13 protein-coding genes and 2 pseudogenes are annotated in these 16,319 nt (G+C 71.5%); 6 read left to right on the forward strand and 9 right to left on the reverse strand.

What is annotated here, in order from left to right; all coding sequences use genetic code 11:
• Positions 1-839: 839 nt before the first annotated feature.
• Complete coding sequence (locus IE313_RS22790) at positions 840-1,361, reverse strand: hypothetical protein (protein WP_189935174.1); 522 nt, start codon at positions 1,359-1,361, stop codon at positions 840-842.
• A gap of 685 nt (positions 1,362-2,046) precedes the next feature.
• Here IE313_RS22790 and IE313_RS22795 point away from each other — a divergent pair.
• Together IE313_RS22795 and IE313_RS22800 are read left to right on the forward strand one after the other, a co-directional pair.
• Positions 2,047-2,619, forward strand: a complete 573-nt coding sequence (locus tag IE313_RS22795) for an RNA polymerase sigma factor (protein ID WP_189935176.1) — start codon at positions 2,047-2,049, stop codon at positions 2,617-2,619.
• Positions 2,616-3,287 carry a hypothetical protein gene (locus IE313_RS22800; protein ID WP_189935179.1) on the forward strand — a complete coding sequence of 224 codons (672 nt, stop codon included), beginning with the start codon at positions 2,616-2,618 and terminating at the stop codon, positions 3,285-3,287. Before IE313_RS22795 ends, IE313_RS22800 begins: the two co-directional genes overlap by 4 nt.
• Positions 3,288-3,510: 223 nt before the next feature.
• On the opposite strand, the gene IE313_RS22805 is transcribed toward IE313_RS22800, so the two are convergent.
• Positions 3,511-4,770, reverse strand: a complete 1,260-nt coding sequence (locus tag IE313_RS22805; RefSeq protein WP_189935181.1) for a YncE family protein — start codon at positions 4,768-4,770, stop codon at positions 3,511-3,513.
• Between the two features lie 502 nt (positions 4,771-5,272).
• Here IE313_RS22805 and IE313_RS22810 point away from each other — a divergent pair.
• The gene (locus IE313_RS22810) at positions 5,273-6,268 is read left to right on the forward strand and encodes a pyridoxal-phosphate dependent enzyme (RefSeq protein WP_189935183.1); all 996 of its coding nucleotides are present in this window, start codon (positions 5,273-5,275) and stop codon (positions 6,266-6,268) included.
• Between the two features lie 125 nt (positions 6,269-6,393).
• Here IE313_RS22810 and IE313_RS22815 read toward each other — a convergent pair whose 3' ends face one another.
• The 5 genes from IE313_RS22815 to IE313_RS22835 all read right to left on the reverse strand — a co-directional run bounded on the left by IE313_RS22815 (position 6,394) and on the right by IE313_RS22835 (position 12,215).
• Positions 6,394-7,542, reverse strand: a complete 1,149-nt coding sequence (locus IE313_RS22815; RefSeq protein WP_189935185.1) for an ABC transporter ATP-binding protein — start codon at positions 7,540-7,542, stop codon at positions 6,394-6,396.
• A gap of 17 nt (positions 7,543-7,559) precedes the next feature.
• Positions 7,560-9,314: an ABC transporter permease gene (locus tag IE313_RS22820; protein ID WP_189935187.1), complete on the reverse strand. Its 1,755-nt coding sequence runs from the start codon at positions 9,312-9,314 to the stop codon at positions 7,560-7,562.
• 63 nt (positions 9,315-9,377) lie between these two features.
• The gene (locus IE313_RS22825; protein WP_189935189.1) at positions 9,378-10,502 is read right to left on the reverse strand and encodes an ABC transporter substrate-binding protein; all 1,125 of its coding nucleotides are present in this window, start codon (positions 10,500-10,502) and stop codon (positions 9,378-9,380) included.
• Between the two features lie 348 nt (positions 10,503-10,850).
• Positions 10,851-11,594, reverse strand: coding sequence for a Type 1 glutamine amidotransferase-like domain-containing protein (locus IE313_RS22830; RefSeq protein WP_189935191.1), 744 nt, complete (start codon positions 11,592-11,594; stop codon positions 10,851-10,853).
• A gap of 270 nt (positions 11,595-11,864) precedes the next feature.
• Positions 11,865-12,215 (reverse strand): hypothetical protein, encoded by a 351-nt coding sequence (locus IE313_RS22835; protein ID WP_229924861.1) that lies wholly within the window; start codon positions 12,213-12,215, stop codon positions 11,865-11,867.
• Positions 12,216-12,500: 285 nt separating this feature from the next.
• On the opposite strand from IE313_RS22835, the gene IE313_RS22840 reads away from it, so the two are divergent.
• The 3 genes and pseudogenes from IE313_RS22840 to folP form a co-directional block, all read left to right on the forward strand.
• Positions 12,501-12,860: a protocatechuate 3,4-dioxygenase gene (locus tag IE313_RS22840; protein ID WP_189935193.1), complete on the forward strand. Its 360-nt coding sequence runs from the start codon at positions 12,501-12,503 to the stop codon at positions 12,858-12,860.
• Positions 12,853-13,710, forward strand: a complete 858-nt coding sequence (locus IE313_RS22845; RefSeq protein ID WP_189935196.1) for a class III extradiol dioxygenase subunit beta — start codon at positions 12,853-12,855, stop codon at positions 13,708-13,710. The genes IE313_RS22840 and IE313_RS22845 overlap by 8 nt, the downstream gene beginning before the upstream one ends.
• Positions 13,711-13,850: 140 nt before the next feature.
• Positions 13,851-14,445 (forward strand): annotated as a pseudogene (folP, locus tag IE313_RS22850) (dihydropteroate synthase); the annotation flags it as partial.
• A 537-nt stretch (positions 14,446-14,982) separates the two neighbouring features.
• Here the strand turns inward: folP and IE313_RS22855 are convergent.
• Both IE313_RS22855 and IE313_RS22860 read right to left on the reverse strand, forming a co-directional pair.
• Positions 14,983-15,609 (reverse strand): hypothetical protein, encoded by a 627-nt coding sequence (locus IE313_RS22855; protein WP_189935198.1) that lies wholly within the window; start codon positions 15,607-15,609, stop codon positions 14,983-14,985.
• A gap of 206 nt (positions 15,610-15,815) precedes the next feature.
• Positions 15,816-16,109: pseudogene (locus tag IE313_RS22860) on the reverse strand (SDR family oxidoreductase); the annotation flags it as partial.
• Positions 16,110-16,319: the final 210 nt, after the last annotated feature.

Here is a 16,319-nt window from a genome sequence, read left to right on the forward strand (position 1 = left end):
GGGGGTTCGGTGGTGCAGCGACAGCGCGGGTTTACGCGGGCGGGCGGGCAGTCGTATGCCGTGCGCGCGGGGCACGAAGTGGTGCTTTGCCAGCACTTTGACGGTAATTGAGCGTGCCGTTGGGGCCCCGGCGCACACTGGCAAGTTCAGCGGCCCGAGTGCCGTCCGGCCGAAACAGCCGGCCGCGCGCCGCATGGGGAGGACTCATGTCATCACCACACACATCCCGCCCCCCGCAGCCGGTTGCCCGCCCGGCGCCGGTCGCCCGCATCGCCCCCGCCTGCGGTCCCGCCCGGGCGGCCCGGTGGCCCCGCGCCCAGGGGCACTCCGTCCCTCCACCGCGCACCGAGCCGCCCCGGGGCACGGGCACACCCTCACGCGGGACCGCGGCCCCGGCCCAGGGAGCCGCGCCGGCCTCGTCGCGGCCGTCCGCCTCGGTGCGGGTGCCGGACCCTGCGGGCGCGCCCGCCCCGGCAGCCGGGTCCCCCTCGGCGTCCGGCTCCGGAGCGTTCGACGGGTCCGCATGCCCTGACGGCTGCGGTGCGCCGGAGGGCGAGTCGGGGCCGCCGGTCGTGGGCTGGCTGCTGGTGCCCCCCGGGTTGTGGACCGAGTTCGACGCACCGCAGATCGGGCGGCTGCGCGGACTCGGCCTGAGCGACCTCACCGGCCCACCGGCCCCGGCCGCGTAGGCGCCCCGACGGCACGGAAGCGGGCCGGGGCCGGACTGCCCTCGGCCCGGTGCGCGCCGCAGGGCCGGACGCCGACCGGGCCCCGGCGGAGCCGGTGGCGCCCGGACGGTCCCCGCGCGGTCCTTCGCCGCGGGGTCGCCCGGGGGCCGCTCATCTGGGGCTGAACTCCAGGATGATGCGTCCGTCCTGCGTGCGGTCGAAGTCGACGCGGATGTCGCCGGTCTCCACCGCTCCCGTGCCGCCGACGTAACCCCTGAGCGGCGCGGGCTGGTCATCCGTCGCGGAGAAATCGACCCTGTCGTCGGTGATGCGCTCGATGGTGAAGGTGTCGGTCACGAACCGCGCGGAGAAGCGGACCGTGTCACCTTGCCTGACCTCCACTTCACAGGTGCGGTCCCGGCAGGCGTCGAGATCGCGCCCGTCCCGCGCCCGGCGGTGTGCCGGCGTGGGGGTGTGGGTGGGGGCCGGTGTGCGGCCGGGCGTGGCGCCGGCGGTTGCGGAGTGGGACGGCGGGTGGCGGTCACCGCCCTTCGGCGGGGCGGCGGCACCCGGCCCCGACGCCCCGCCGTCCCCGCATCCAGCAAGGAGCAGCACGACGACCGGTCCGAGCAGCATGGACCTCCGGCGTGCCGGGAACGCCGCACGGTGGTGGATGCCGGTTTCTTCCGTCACGATGTGCCCCGTCCTCGCCTGCGGTCCCACCGCCCTGCTGGAGGTGCCCACTGTGGCGCGGCCGGTCCGGGACCGGTCCCGGCGCCCCCACCGGCCCGGGCCGGGCGCGCGGACCGAAGCGCTCTCGTCCGCCCCGACCACGGACGGCCGACCACGGACCGCCTGATCTCCCGCTCATCCGTGCTGCCGTCCGCCGTGCTGCCGTCCGCCGTGCTGCCGTCCGCCGTGCCGACGGCTCGGCAAGCGGCGCCCGGCGGCAGCGCCGTTGGCACCGGCTCCGCCGCCATCTCCCGAACGCGGCGGCGGCACAACGGCGTTCCTGTGTCGGACGTCACCCTCGCCGCTGCTGGGGCCGACACCGCCACGGTGAGCTGTGGGTTTGCTGAGCGGTGCGCGGGGACACGGGAGCCGCGCGCCGTCACGGTCCGGGCAAGTCCGTCGAGCGGTGTCACGATCGGACACTCTCGTTGCACTACACCCCGTCAGTACCGGCGTTTCTTGTAGAGCAGGACCAAGGGCAAGAGCATGAGTGGAAGGCCGATCATGGACGCGATGGCGATGATCCCCCTGATGGCGGGCCGGGCGGGGGCCTTGCCGCCCGGTGGCCGCGCGGCCGGGCAGTGTGCCGGGCGTCGCCGGGTGACGGTCCGGGGCGGCAGGGCCGGGTGCTGCCACGGCGGTACGCATGAGTGACGTGAGCCAGGCCCAGGTCCCGCTGCGCCGGGAGGAGCCGCTCGCCCCGCAGCCGGCCGTCCTCTCTCCCACCAGCTCCGCTGCCAGGGCGGACTTCGCCCAGTCGTACCGGAGCATCATGCCCCGCCTGGTCGTCTTCGTCATGCGCCACGGGGCCGACGTCCACGAGGCGCACGAGGCGGCACAGGGCGCCTTCGCGCTGGCCTGGGAATGCTGGGAGACCCTCGAACACCCCCACGCCTGGCTGCGCCGGGTGGCCTTCCGCCACCTGCTCAGGCAGCGCGGCCGGCGGGAGCACGCGTCCGAGGAGGTGCCCGACCTACCGGGCGGCATATGCCCCGCGGACAGCGTGGCACTGGGCACCGAGGAGGCGCTGGTCCTGCGGGTGCTCGGCTCCCTGCCCATGCGGCAGCGACAGGCCTTCGCCTGGGCGTTCGACGGGTTCTCCGCGCAGGAGACCGCCGAGCACCTGGGCATGGCCCCCGAAGCGGTGCGCCAGAACCTGGCCCGTGCCCGCAAACACCTCAAGCACGCCTGGTTGTCGATGAAGGAAGGCGAAGAGTGAGCACGGCGACCCCACCCCCGAAGGATGCGGACGGCGAAGCCGCGTTTGACGACTGGCTGGCCGCCACGGGAAGCGGACTGCTTGCACGGGTCGAGTCCGCCACCGACCTCGACGCGGGCTGCGCCGCCATCTTCTCGGCGACCGTGGCCCCCGAAGCGACCACGGAGGGCCACGGGGACATCGAACGCTGGGGGCACCTCGACGCCGCCCTGCGCCAGGCCCTCGACGGCATCGCCCCGTGGCTCGCCCTGAAGACCCCCTACGCCCTGCCCCACCAGCTCGACAAGGCCGCAGGCACCACCCGGACCATGACCGTCGTGGGCCGTGCCCTGCTGCCCGACAGCATGCGCCTGCACTGGGGTCTGGCCTCGGACTTCCTGGACGACTGCCACGCCCGGCTGATCCGTCTGAAGAAGGGCCTCATGCAGCGCAGCCTCAGCCGGGACGAGGCCATGGCCCTGCACCACCGTGTCGTCGCAGGCATGGCGAACTTCCGGGCAGCCGTCCAGCAGTCCGTGGACGCCGCGTCGGACGCGAGGACCCGCCAGGTCGGCGAACGCCTCGTCGCCACCGCCGAGATGCTCACCCTGCTGCTGCGGTGGATCCGCGACAGCATCGAGCACATCTTCGACGACACCGGCTGCCCGACCAGCGTTCCCGTCGGCTGACGGCGCCGCCCGCCGGTCCGCACCACCCGCTCGGCTCAGCTCGGCCGGTCCGGGCCACCGCACCGGCGACGGCGGCCGACCCCGTCCCGTTCGGTGCAGGTGGTCCCGGCGTCCGAGGCCGGCCCCGGAGCGCGTCGGGCGGTGCGGGGCGTGCGGCGCCGTCCCGGCCCACGACGGCGCGCGGCCGCTGTCCGCGGCACGGCCGAAGGCGTTCCGGGTACGGTCATCCGGTCGACGGACCGCTCCAGCCCGCCTGCACATGTCCCAGCCGCACCCTCTGCGGGTGGTCGCCCACGGGCACCGACGCCGTCCTGCGGCCGGTGGCGAAGTCGATCGCGGTGATCCGGTCGGCGCCGCTCTCGGAGATGACGCACTCCTTGCCGTCGCCGCTGACCGTGGCCCAGTAGGGCTTGGCGGCGGTGACCAGCGGGCCCTCCTCGAGGGTGGCGCGGTCGACCACGGTGGCGTAGTCGTCCATGGTGGCCGCGATGCACAGCTTGGTGCCGTCGGGGTTCACGGAGATGCCGTGGTCCCGCGAGTCGTTGACCCAGGTGGTGCGGTCGTCGCTGGTCGCGGGGTTCTTCGGGAGGGTCTTCACCCGGGTGATGGAGTCGGTGGCGACGTCGTACTCCAGGAAGCCGTTGAAGAACGACACCTGGAAGTAGAAGGCGGAGTCGTCGGGCGAGAAGACGGCTGGCCGCATGGCGTCCGAGAAGTCGGTGAGGCCGGCGTCGTCGAGCCGCTGGCGCATGTCGATGACCTTGACCTGCTTGTAGGTGGCGGCATCGACGACGGTGATGTGCCGGTCGCCCTTCGTCCAGTCGAGCCAGGGCTCGTCGAGGGCGGTGTTCACCTCGCCTATCGACATGTTCCAGAGGTACTTGCCGTCCCTGGTGAAGATGTTCTCGTGCGGTTTGTCGCCACTGGCGAACGAGCCGAGTTGCCGGCCGGTCTCGATGTCGAGTACGTGCACGGTGTTCGCGGTGGAGGCCGAGACCGCGACCCGGGTGCCGTCGGGCGACAGGGCCATGTGGTCGGCGCGGTAACCCGCCACGGGAAAGCGCCAGTTGACGTCACCGGTGGCGAGGTCGATCGAGACGACGTCGGCGAAGCTCGGCCGGGAGACGACCACCGCGCTTCCGTCGGGCGTGGAGTACATGTCGTCGGCGAACTGGTCGTGGCCTTCGCCGACGGTGTCGCGGATGGCCTGGTAGTAGATCCACCTGATGGGGTCGGCATTGATCTCGGCCAGCCGCTCCTGCCTGTCGGGGATGACGTCGATCCGTCCGACCTTCGCGAAGTCGCCGGTGGACCTGATGACGTCCGCTGTGCCGTCCCAGTTGTTGCCCACGAACATCACCTCCTGGAGGTCCGCGGCGGTGTCCCGGGCGGTGGCTGCGGTGGCCGCGGTCGCGGGCGCGGTGACGGTCAGGACGAGGGCGGCGGCGATGGAGCACAGGTGCCTGGGGGTGGAGGCAGGCATGACTGCTCTCTCCTCTTCGGATGGCTTGGTGGGGGCATGCCAAGGCGCGGCGAGCAATCTGAACATCGGCACATTCAGATGTGACCTACCGAAAAGTAGGGAAGCCCCGCCCCCTCCACAAGACTGCGGACACGACAAAAGTGGTGCGGACGGGCACGCGGGACGCCGACGGTTCCGCCCTGACCCGGCCGGAGAGCCCGCCCCGTACGGGGCGGGCTCAGGGTGAGCGGTCACCGCGGTGACTGCGTGGCCCAACGCGGCATGCATGCTTTTGGGGCGGGGCCACCGCGCGCTGGGCAGAAGGCGCCTACGCCGCCCGGAGACGGTTCGCCCTCCCTACGGAGTATGCCCGAACGCCGCGGGTCAGGGGAGGCCGCGAGGCACCTTCGGGTACAGCACTTCGCCCGCGGAACCGGTTTCCGGCCGGTCCTCGGACTTCCCGCGACGGCACGGTTCCCGGCGGGGTTGTCCGGGCACGAGCGCCTCGGCGAGGATCGCTGCCATGAGCACCGCAGCACACGTCTTCGAACCGCCCGCCGCCGTCACGCTCGGCACCTGGCCGACCCCGGTGGAGCCGCTCACCGGGCTCGGCACCGCGCTGGGTCTCGGCCCGGACGACCTCCTGCTCAAGCGGGACGACCTGACCGGCCTCGGCGGCGGGGGCAACAAGGTGCGCAAGCTGGAGTGGACCGCGGGCGCGGCCGTCGCCGAGGGCGCGGACACGCTCGTGACCACCGGGGCCCCGCAGAGCAACCACGCCCGGCTGACCGCCGCCGCGGCCGCCCGGCTCGGTATGCGGTCCGTGCTCGTCTTCCCCGGCGCTGCCGGAGGGTCCCGGTCCGGCAACCTGGTGCTGGACGGACTGTTCGGCGCCGAGGTCGTGTGGTCCGGTGCGGCCGGCAGAACCGCCCTCGAAGAAGCGGCCGCGGAGGTGTGCGCGCGCCTGCGGGAACGGGGCGCACGGCCCTCGCTCATCCCCTTCGGCGGCTCCTCCACGCTGGGCGCGCGCGGCTATGTACGCTGCGGGCAGGAGCTGCGCGAGCAGGTTCCCGACCTGCGGACCGTCGTCGTCGCGCTGGGTTCGGGCGGCACCATGGCGGGTCTGGTCGCCTCGCTCGGGCCGGAGCGCGTACTCGGCGTCGACACCGGAGCACTGGACGACCCCGCGCCCGTCGTCGCGGCCCTCACCGACAGCCTCGCCCCCGGACCCGTACCGGCCGGCCGGCTGCGGGTGCGCCGTGACCAGATCGGTGCGGGGTACGGCACCCTGACCGAGCCCGTCAAGGCCGCACTCGCGCTCGTGGCCGAGACCGAAGGCGTCGTCCTGGACCCGATCTACACCGGACGGGCCGCGGCCGGCCTGATCGCCGCCGTGCGCGACGGTGACATCCGGCCCGGTGAGCGGACCGTCCTCCTCCACACGGGCGGACTTCCCGGCCTCTTCGGACACGAGGAGGCCGTCGCGTACGCGGAGGGCCGCACGGCATCCGGCCGCTGACCGGACGCCACACGGCACACGCCCGGCACCCCACCGTGCGGAGCACTGCCGCCCGGCGCCCCACCGTGCGGAGCACTGCCGCCCGGAGGACGGGGCGGGCCCTTCCGCGGGCCCGGCCCCGGCGCCTATCCGGCGGGTACGAGCGTGACCTTCGCGGGATCCACCGTAAGGTGCACGGCGGTGCCCGGTTCGATGGACCGTGTCGGGTTCGAGCGGATGCGCATCTCCCGCTCGCCGACCCGCACCACGTGGTCGACGGCATCGCCCAGGTACGCCCGGGTCAGCACCTCGCCCGACCACCGGTTGACCGCCTCGGCGGGTGGCGCGGTGCCGATCTCCACGGCCTCCGGCCGGATGGACAGCAGCACGCCGCTGCCCGCGCCGGGCGCCGTGCCGCCCATCCCGGCCCTGCACACCACCCGGCCGTCCGGGGTGTCCACGCACACCTCGGCACCGTCCACCGTGCGCACCACCCCGGCCACGAAGTTCGACGTGCCGATGAACTCGGCGACGAACTTCGTGGCCGGCCTGGTGTAGATCTCCCGCGGGCTGCCGATCTGCTCGATCCCGCCCCCGTTCATCACGGCGATCCGGCTCGACATCACCAGCGCCTCGGACTGGTCGTGGGTGACGTAGACGGCGGTGAGGCCGAGTTCGCGCTGCAGGCGCTTCAGCTCGAAGCGCATGCTCTCGCGCAGCTTCGCGTCGAGATTGGACAACGGCTCGTCCAGCAGCAGCAGTTCGGGCTGGATGACCAGCGCCCGGGCCAGCGCCAGACGCTGCTGCTGGCCGCCGGAGAGCTTGGTTGCGGGCCGCGAGGCGTACGCGGCGAGCTCCGTGACCTCCAGCAGCCGCGCCACCCGCTCGTCGATCTCCCGACGCCCCGGCCTTCGCCCGTGCGGCAGGATGTCCAGCGGGAACGACACGTTCCTGGCGACGGTCATGTGCGGCCAGATGGCGTACGACTGGAACACCATGCCCAGCGCACGCCGGTTCGCGGGGACGTTGACCCGTCTCGTCGCGTCGAACAGCACCCGGTCGGACAGGGTGATCCGGCCCCCGTCCGGGTGTTCGAGGCCCGCGACCGAGCGCAGGGTGGTGGTCTTGCCGCAGCCCGAGGGCCCGAGCAGGGTGAAGAGCTCACCGTCGCGCACGTCGAAGCTCGCGCCGCCGACCGCGTGGACGCGCGCGGCGCCCCCGTCGCCGGCGCCCCGCCGCCGTCGGCCGCGTGCCGCGGTTCCGTAGCTCTTCACCAGGTTGTCCACGATCAGCATGTCCGGTTTCCTCCCGGCTAGTTGGCGGTGTCGGACTCGATACCGGTACGGGCGCCGAGGCGCTGGGCGAAGAGGACCAGGACGACCAGGATCAGCACCATGCAGACGCCCAGTGCCGCCAGTGTGGTGAGCTGACCGTTCTCGAACTGCTCCCAGATCAGTACGGAGAGGACCTCCGTGCCGGGGCTGTACAGCAGGATCGTGCTGGACAGCTCCCGGAAGGAGACGACGAGGATGTAGATCCAGCCCGCGATGAGGCCGCTGCTCGCCAGCGGTACGAGGACCCGCCGGAAGGTCTGCCACCACGAGGCGCCGAACACGATCGCCGACTCCTCCAGTTCCTTGGACATCTGCGTCATCGCGGCCGAGGCGTACCGCATCCCGTAGGGCAGGTAGCGCGTGCAGTAGGAGATCAGCAGGATGAACAGGGTGCCGTAGATCGGCAGGGGCACGCGGAGGTAGACGAACGCGAGGGCTAGGCCGAGGACGAGTCCGGGGATCACGATCGGGGTGAAGGCCAGCAGGTCGAGCAGCCGTCTGCCGGGGGCCTGGGTGCGCACCACCACCCAGGACACCACGGCCGTCAGCGCCATGACGACGGTGGCGGCGCCGACGCCGAGGACGAGTGAGTTCTTCAGCGCGGTGGCGGCCAGCGGCAGGTGCAGCACGGTCGCGTAGTTGTGCAGCGACATGCCGCGCAGCGCCTTCGCCGACGGGGTGGAGTACGTCTTCAGCAGCGACGCGTAGACCAGCACCGCGACCGGCAGTACGACGGTGACGAGGAAGTACAGCAGGACCGCGGCGCCCACCCAGGGCCGGGCCCGGCCAAGCGCCACCGGCTGCGGCCGGAACGCCTTGCCCGTCACGGTCTGGAAGGACCGCCCGCGCTGGAGCCATGTGGACAGCAGCACACCGGCGACGGCGATGGCGAGCAGCCCGACCGCGTACGCACCCGCGCTGCCGTAGTCAATGGGGTACGACCGCAGGACGAAGTAGATCCTGCTGGTGAAGACGTAGATGTTGTTCTGCAGGCCGAGCAGGCCCGGCACCTCGAAGCTCTCCAGGGACTGCACGAACATCAGCAGTGCCGCCGAGATCAGTGCGGGCCGCATGAGCGGCACGGTGATCCTGCGCAGGATGGTCCGCCGGGCCGCGCCGGACATCGCCGCGGACTCCTCCAACGAGGGATCCATGCCGCGGAAGGCGGCCACCATCAGCAGGAAGGCCACCGGTGCCAGATGCAGGCCCTGCACCCAGATCATTCCCCAGACCGTGTACACGTCCACCGGGCTCGTGCCGAGCAACGGGTGCAGGACGAGGGTGTTGACGAGCCCGATGGACGGGTCGCCGAGGAAGATCCAGGCCGCCGCGTACAGGATGCCCGGCACGATGAGCGGCACCAGGGACGCCGCGAACAGCAGGCCCTTGAACGGGAGGTCGGTGCGCACCTGGAGGTAGGCCAGCACCGACCCGACGACGAGCGCGAACGCGGCAGCGCCCACGGCGAACTCCAGGGAGTCCAGCATCATCCGGCCGGCCTGGGTGTTTCCTCCGTAGGCGCGTCTGAAGGCGTTGAGCGACAGCCCGTGGTCGCCGACGAAGGTGTCGTGCAGCAGGTACCCGAGCGGTACGACGGCGAGGAAGCCGACGACAGCCACGGCGGCACCCACGACCAGGATCCGCGGGGAGAGCAGCCGGCGCAGCCGGGACGGGCCTTCGAGCGCCGGCACGGGTGCCGCGGGCTTCGCGGGCAGGTCGGTCGTGACGGTCATGTGATCACCTCACCGTGGGGCGGAGGAACGCGGGCGGCGGGAGCGTCAGGACGGGGCGCGGAGTCACTCGTGGTCCCCCAGGACCCCGCGCAGTTGCTCGTCGTACCTCTTGTCCCAGGAGCCGCTGGAGGCGGCGAGGGTCTTCGTGTCGAAGGGGACCAGGTTCAGGCCCTTGAGGCTGGTGTCGCCCGGCACCTTCGTCGACGGGGTGAGGTGCTGGGCGACGAGCACCTTCTGCCCCTCGTCCAGCATCCAGTCGTAGAACAGCCAGGCGGCCGCCGGGTGTCGGGCGCCCCTGAGCATGCCGACGCCGTTGGGCCGGGGGAAGGCGGGAATCGGGTTGGTGCCGTCCGGCAGCCGGTACGCGACGGGTGCGCCCTTGGCCCTGGCCTGCTGGGTGATGTACGTGTAGTTCATCGAGTCGAGCGGTGTCTGCCCCGCGCCGAGCAGCGACATGATGGTGGTGTGGCCCTTGGTCACCTTGGCGTTGTCGACGATCTTCCGCCATGTCGTGTCGACCTGCCGGTGGGTCCTCCCGTGCGTCAGCCAGTAGTGGGTGACGTTCTCGTACCAGTCGCTGTCGGTGGGTTCGAGGGTGAGCCTGCCCTTGTACTCGGGGTCGGCCAGGTCCTCCCAATGGCGCGGCGCGTCGGCCGGCTTGATGAGGTTGGTGTTCCAGGCGGGCAGGAAGACGTTGAACCGGTCGGCCGTCCAGCCCTCGAAGCGGCTCGACGGGGCGACCCTGGCCAGGCCGGGGCCGGTGTAGTCGGCCAGGACGTGCTGCTCGCCGAGTTCGGTCATCTCCAGGAAGTCGCTCTCCACCGCGTCCGCGGCCGGCTTTCTGGCCTGCGACTCCTGGAGGACGCGCTGGAGGATGGTCTCCGAGTTGGCACGGAACATCGAGATCCTGACCCCGAACTGCCGCTGGAACTCCTTCTGGACCACGTTGGAGACGTCGTCCGTCAGGGACGTGTAGACCCGCAGCGTCCCTTCCTGCCTCGCCAGCTCGGCGGCTCTGGCACGCTGCTGTGCACGCGGCAGGGACTGGATGTCGTCGTACACCTTCTGGGCCGCCCCGGAGGCGACGTCGGCCACTCGGATCTGGCCCGAGTCGGCCGCGCCGGCACCGCAGCCGGCCACGAGCAGAAGAGAGAAGACGCAGGCCACGCCGCACATTCGTGTCCGCATTGCCCTTCCTTTCGGCCAGATCAGCCTTCACGCGTCTAGCTGTCTTACCATTTGCCCTTTCAGGCGGGAAGGGGTCGCGCAACGGCGGTGGACCGAAGACGTGTTCGGAACCGGGCCGCCGGCCGGGCCCGGCTGCCGTACGGATTAGGGCGCCGGCCGGCGACGAACGCCGAGATGTGCGTCCGGCCGGTCGAAGCCGCAGGGGGCGCCCCGGAGCCCCCGGCGGAGGTGGGGGCCGGACCACCGGCGGTGGCACCGGTACGTGGAGTCACCCGCTCCGCTGCTTCGCAGTCGCGGTCACCCTCGCGTCACCCCTCCGGGCACGACCGTTTGCAGACGGGCCCTGGTTCACGCCGGCGGAGTGGATCGATGAGCTGGGACGAGCAGACGGCACGGCAGTGCTCGTTCCCTGACTCCGCCGCCATCTGAGTCTGGCTCCAGCCGGTACAGCCGGGCCTGAGACGTACGCGTCACCGAGTCCACCAACCGCCCCTCCGCGAAGAGCGCACCGATGCCGTCCTCCACGGCCCAACCGGCCGGGAGCAGACGGGTCGCCACGGCCGCCTGATAGGACGATCGACGGCCCGGCTCACTGTCATAGTGGGGGCAGACCGAGCCGGACAGCAGGCCCAACCCGTCGCAGAGGTGGGTCAGCGGCCCGAAGGAGTCGGTGTGCGAGCCCTCGGCCCAGCAGTTGGCACCAGCGCTGATCCCGCACAGCAGGGCGCCGCGGTCGAAGGCCTCGCGCAGTAATCGGTCCACGCCGTGCGCACGCCAGACCGCCAGCAGATTCACGGTGTTGCCCCCACCTGCATAGATGACGTCCTGAGAGAGTAGGAGCGTTCGCAGGGCGTCGTCATCGAGCTCCCGCCGAAAAAGCCGCAGGACACTGGGCTCGCAGGAACGTGGCTGGTACGCCGCGAGAAATTGCTCGGTGTAAGCGGGGGAGTCGCCGCTGGCTGTCGGAACGAAGCACACCTTCGGCCGAGGCGCGCGCACCTGATCGAGCAGCCAGTCATCCAGCAGACCGTCGTCGTCGGTGGAGAAGCCGCCTCCAAGGAGAGCCAGACGACGTTCCGGAACGACAGCCACGAGGGTGCCTCCTCAGATCATGATGCAGGCGCGGACGATGCCCCGAACAGTGCCAAGCCATCGGCCGGTCCGCAATGGAACAGACCGTCGTCGGCGCGAGGTCCTGTCGGCCCAGGTCAGGGCGGGAGCAACCGCGGACGGAGGGCGTCGGCGAGGCGGCCGGGGACACTGTCAGTCCGTGTGAGTGGCTCGTCGGCAGCGGTGGGCGGTGGGTGACGAGGCATACTCTCGGTCGTGGCGAGGTATGACCGCATCGGGTGCGACATCCAGTCACACGCGACGACCCGACCACCGGATCGGCGCCAAGATCCACGAGGCGCGTCGTCGAACCGGATGTCGACGCCGTAGCCGCGTTCGCCCGTGAACGTCAGCCAGTTGGCGGCGGGAGCGCGTCCTGCGAAGACGAACTCCTCCTCGGCGAGCCGGAACAATGCCGTCGCCGATCACGCCGCCCTCGGGCGAGACGGGGACGAACTGCTTGGTCGAGTCGACGGGGAACTTCGCGGTGCTGTTGATGCCCGTGCCGGTGAACAGCTTGAGGGCGTCGGGTCCGGACACCCACAGATTGACCATGTGGTGCGACTGGTGGTCCAGCACGTCCTGGAGTTTCTTGGCGCTCATGGGGCCACCTGTTCTGGAGTCGCGGTTCTTCCGACGTTCGACGCTGGGCAGCGATCCGCCGTGGCGGCACCGGGAAATGGCGGGGGTGAAACGGCCAGTACGCCAGTACGGCCGAGTCATTTGACGTAGCGGGCCGCCCGTACGTCATTTGTCGTGCCCGGCCCGGGTCAGGTCGTCGTCGAGCAGTCGCGACAACCGTGGGGTGGCTGGCGCCCCCGGACGTTCTAGCCTCGGAGCAGAACCGCCCGCTGCGCAATGCGCGGCCCCAGCCAGGGAGCACACCACATGAGCAGCCAGAGCAGGCCGGACCTGCCGGGGACCTACGTCTTCGACGGTCCGACGAGCCTTCGTGGACACAACATGAACAAGTTGTTCATGTCGCTGCGCACGGAGAACGCCCGCACGCAGTTCCGCGCCGACGAAGCCGGGTACTGCCGCGCCTTCGGACTCTCCGAGGCACAGACGTCCGCCGTCCTCGGCCGTGACTGGCAGAGCATGCTCGACCTCGGCGGCAGCATTTTCTACATCTACAAGCTCGCCATGATGGACGGGCTGTCCATGCAGTACCTCGGCGGTGTGTTCACCGGAATGTCCGAGGCGGACTTCAAGGCCGCGATGCTGGCCGGAGGGCGTACCGATGTCTGAGGTGATCTGGGGACTGGCCACGTCGCACGTACCGTCGATCGGTGCGGCGATGGACCGTGGCATGACGGCGGACCCGGTGTGGGCACCGCTGTTCGAGGGGTACAGGCCGGCCCGGGAGTGGCTCGCGGAGCACACTCCGGACGTCGCGATCCTGGTCTACAACGACCACGCCAACGGGGTGGACCTCGACGTGGTGCCGACGTTCGCGATCGGCACGGCGGAGAGGTACCGGGTGGCTGATGAGGGCTTCGGCCGACGCCCTGTGCCGGACGTCGTCGGGGACCCGGAGTTCTCCTTCCACCTCCTGCAGAACCTGATGGACGAGGGCTTCGACCTGACGGTCTTCTCCGAACTCGACGTCGACCACGGCTTCACCGTCCCCCTGTCGGTCTGGACGCCGGAGCCCGGCGACGCCTGGCCCTGCCCGGTCATCCCCATCATGGTCAACGTCATACGCTACCCGCAGCCGACGGCGGCGCGCTGCTACGCACTGGGCCAGGCCCTCGGGCGCGCGATCGCCGGTTACGGCGGTGCCCGGACGGTGGGGATCCTCGGCACGGGCGGCATGTCGCACCAGCTCGCGGGCGCCCGGGCCGGCTTCATCAACCCGACCTTCGACCACATGTTCCTCGATGCCATCGAGAAGGAGCCGCAGAAGCTGGCCGCGCTCAGCCGGGAGGACTACATCCGCCAGGCCGGCTCCGAGGGCATCGAACTGATCATGTGGCTGGTGATGCGCGGGGCGATGAACGCCGAGGTCCGCAAGGTGCACTCCGCCTACCACGTGCCTGCGTCCAACACCGCCGCCGGTCTCGCCCTCTTCGACAACCGGACCACTCGGCCGAGCTGATCGGCTGGGCGCCGTCCGTCGCCCCGATCCACGAAGGAAGCCGAACGATGCCGGTTGACCGTCCCGGGCGGCTGCGGGGCCCTACCGAGGAGGATGACGTCACCGGCAAGGGTGGCGTCCCCGTCGAACGGTGCCGCGTCATGGGGGTCGTCAACGTCACCCCGGACTCGTTCCCCGACGGTGGCCGGTACGCCACGACGGCTTCCGCGGTGGAGCACGGCCTCGCGCTGCACGGGGCCGGCGCCGACTACGTGAACGTCGGCGGGGAGTCCACCCGCCCGGGAGCGGCCGGGTCGACGCCGCCGACGAACTGCGGCGCGTCGTCCCCGTCGTGCGGGAACTGGCGGCCGCCGGTGTGCCGGTCAGTGTGGAAACCACCCAGGCCACGGTCGCCGAGGCCGCAGTGGCCGCGGGTGCCGTACTGGTCAACGATGTCAGCGGCGGCTCGGCCGACCCCGCCATGGCACGGGTCGTGGCGGCCGCCCGGGTGCCGTGGGTGCTCAACCACTCACGTGGCACGAGCCGGGACATGTACGCCGCAGCCGGGTACGATGACGTCGTACGCGAGGTCTCGGAGGAGCTGGTGACCCGGGCGGACGGTGCTGTCCGGGCCGGAGCCCGTCCCGACCGGCCGATCCTCGATCCCGGGCCGGGGTTCGCCAAGAGGGGGAGCAGCACTGGATGCTCCACGCCCACCTCGACGGACTCCTCCGCCTGGGGCTTCCCGCTGCCGTGACGAGAGCTCCGCTGTCCGCACCTGGGGCCCGCCGAAGTTCCACCGGTACGAGCTGCAGGGCCCCACAGCGGTGGCCGTCCTCCGGCAGGCCACCGGTCGGCCACTGCCTGAGACCAAGTCCTTCCACATGGCCGATTTCTCCATCGCCGGCCACACCGTCCGGGGTCTGGGAGATCGGCCACCTCTTCACGTCGGTCGGCATCGGCGGCTACCCCGAGGGGCACGGCCTGATCAGTGACGACCTGATCGAGTGGGCCCTGGCAGCCAAGGCGCCGTATGCCACGCAGATCATCACCCAACTGCGGAGATCCGCGCGCTGGCACGCGCCGTGCGCTGGCACAACGAGAATTGGATCGCGGTCGTCGGCAACCGCACCGTCGTCTTCTCGTGAGCGCGTACGGTACTGCCGGCGGAGGCTTCGAACGGCGGGCCGCTCGGCCGGTTCCCTGACGCCCTCGCCGCCCGGGCCCCCGCGGCGGGCGGCGGGGCCACCGCCGCCCCACCCTGCGGACCGCGCCCGCCCGCCCCTTCGGCCGTCAGGCGACCGGGTTGCCGCGGCGGGGCAGCGGTCCGCCCGGCGAGACGTACCTCAACCGGCCGAGCTCGTCGGTGACCGGTGTGAAGCCCGCGGCCGCCAACTGGGCGCCGTACCGCGCGCGTGCGCGTCGGACGGATGCGAGCCCGACGGGCACGAGGAGCATGAACACGGCCCAGAGGATGACCGCGACGAGAGTGGCGGTGCTGTGCGGGCCGAACCGGATGCAGGGGGCCGCCGCCAACACGGTCGCAACGGGAAGCCCCAACGCAAGCCGCTGCTTGGCCGTGTACTGGCTGGCGAAGTCGAAGGAGATGCGGGCCTTGAGCAACTCGACCTCCTCACGTACCAGCGGAGGCAGCGAGACCCCGTCGCCCGCGTTCGGATACAGCGCTCGGTTCCGCTCGGCGCGCGCCTGTGCCTCGGGCCCCGGGTCAGGCACCAGTTCCAGCATGAGCTGCTCGGACTTGAATCCGCCCAGCCCCGCGCCCGCGTACGCGTAACCGAACTGCTCGGCGACGGAGGCGAGCCGGGCGAGGCTCCCGATCGAACCCGCCGACCGGGCGATCGCCACCCGCTCCCCGCTCGACATCTTCCGCAACATCGCGCGCACGTGTCGCTTGCCCACTGGACATCCCCCCGTCACGAACAGTCCAGAAACTATCCCACGTTCACATGCCCGGGGGTGCTGTCGCGACTGCGTCGACGCCGTCCTGGCGACCCGCGCGGGACCGGCGCGGAGTCGGCCCCGACCGGCCCACGCTCTGCGCAGCGTGGCGCGCCGTGCCCTGGCGACCGGAGCGGTCATGGCCCACGCTCATCAGGACGGACCGATCAGTGCAGGAGGCCGCCTCCGTCGCAGACGAGCGACTGGCCGGTGACCAGGCGCCCGTCGTCCGAGGCGGGGAACGCGACAAGCCCGGCGGAGTCCTCGGGCGTCACGAATTCCCGGATGGCCTGCTGGGACATGGTGTGCGTGAACGTGTCGGTGCCGGAGTGCCCGCGCGTGCCGGGCGTGGCGATCTGCGCGGGCATCACCGTGTTCACGCAGATGCCGTGTTCGCCCAACTCGCGTGCCGTGACCTGAGTCATGCCGATGGGCGTGCCCTTACTGGCGATGTAGGCGTCAGGCTCACGGCGGACCGCTGCCTCGACGCTCGCGCGCCCTCGGCGAGGGGGACTGCCCGCCCCTTGCCACGCTCCTCACGGCCACCGTGCGCCCACGCGGCGACGGGACCGACGCTGAAGAGCCACGGGCAGGCAGGTAACTCGCTAATGACCGGGCCGGCGCGGAGGCGCGTCCTGCCGCGGCTACGTCATTCGTCGCGATCCGGGACG

The sequence above is a fragment of the Streptomyces sulfonofaciens genome (assembly GCF_014656295.1).
GTDB classification, from domain to species: domain Bacteria; phylum Actinomycetota; class Actinomycetes; order Streptomycetales; family Streptomycetaceae; genus Streptomyces; species Streptomyces sulfonofaciens.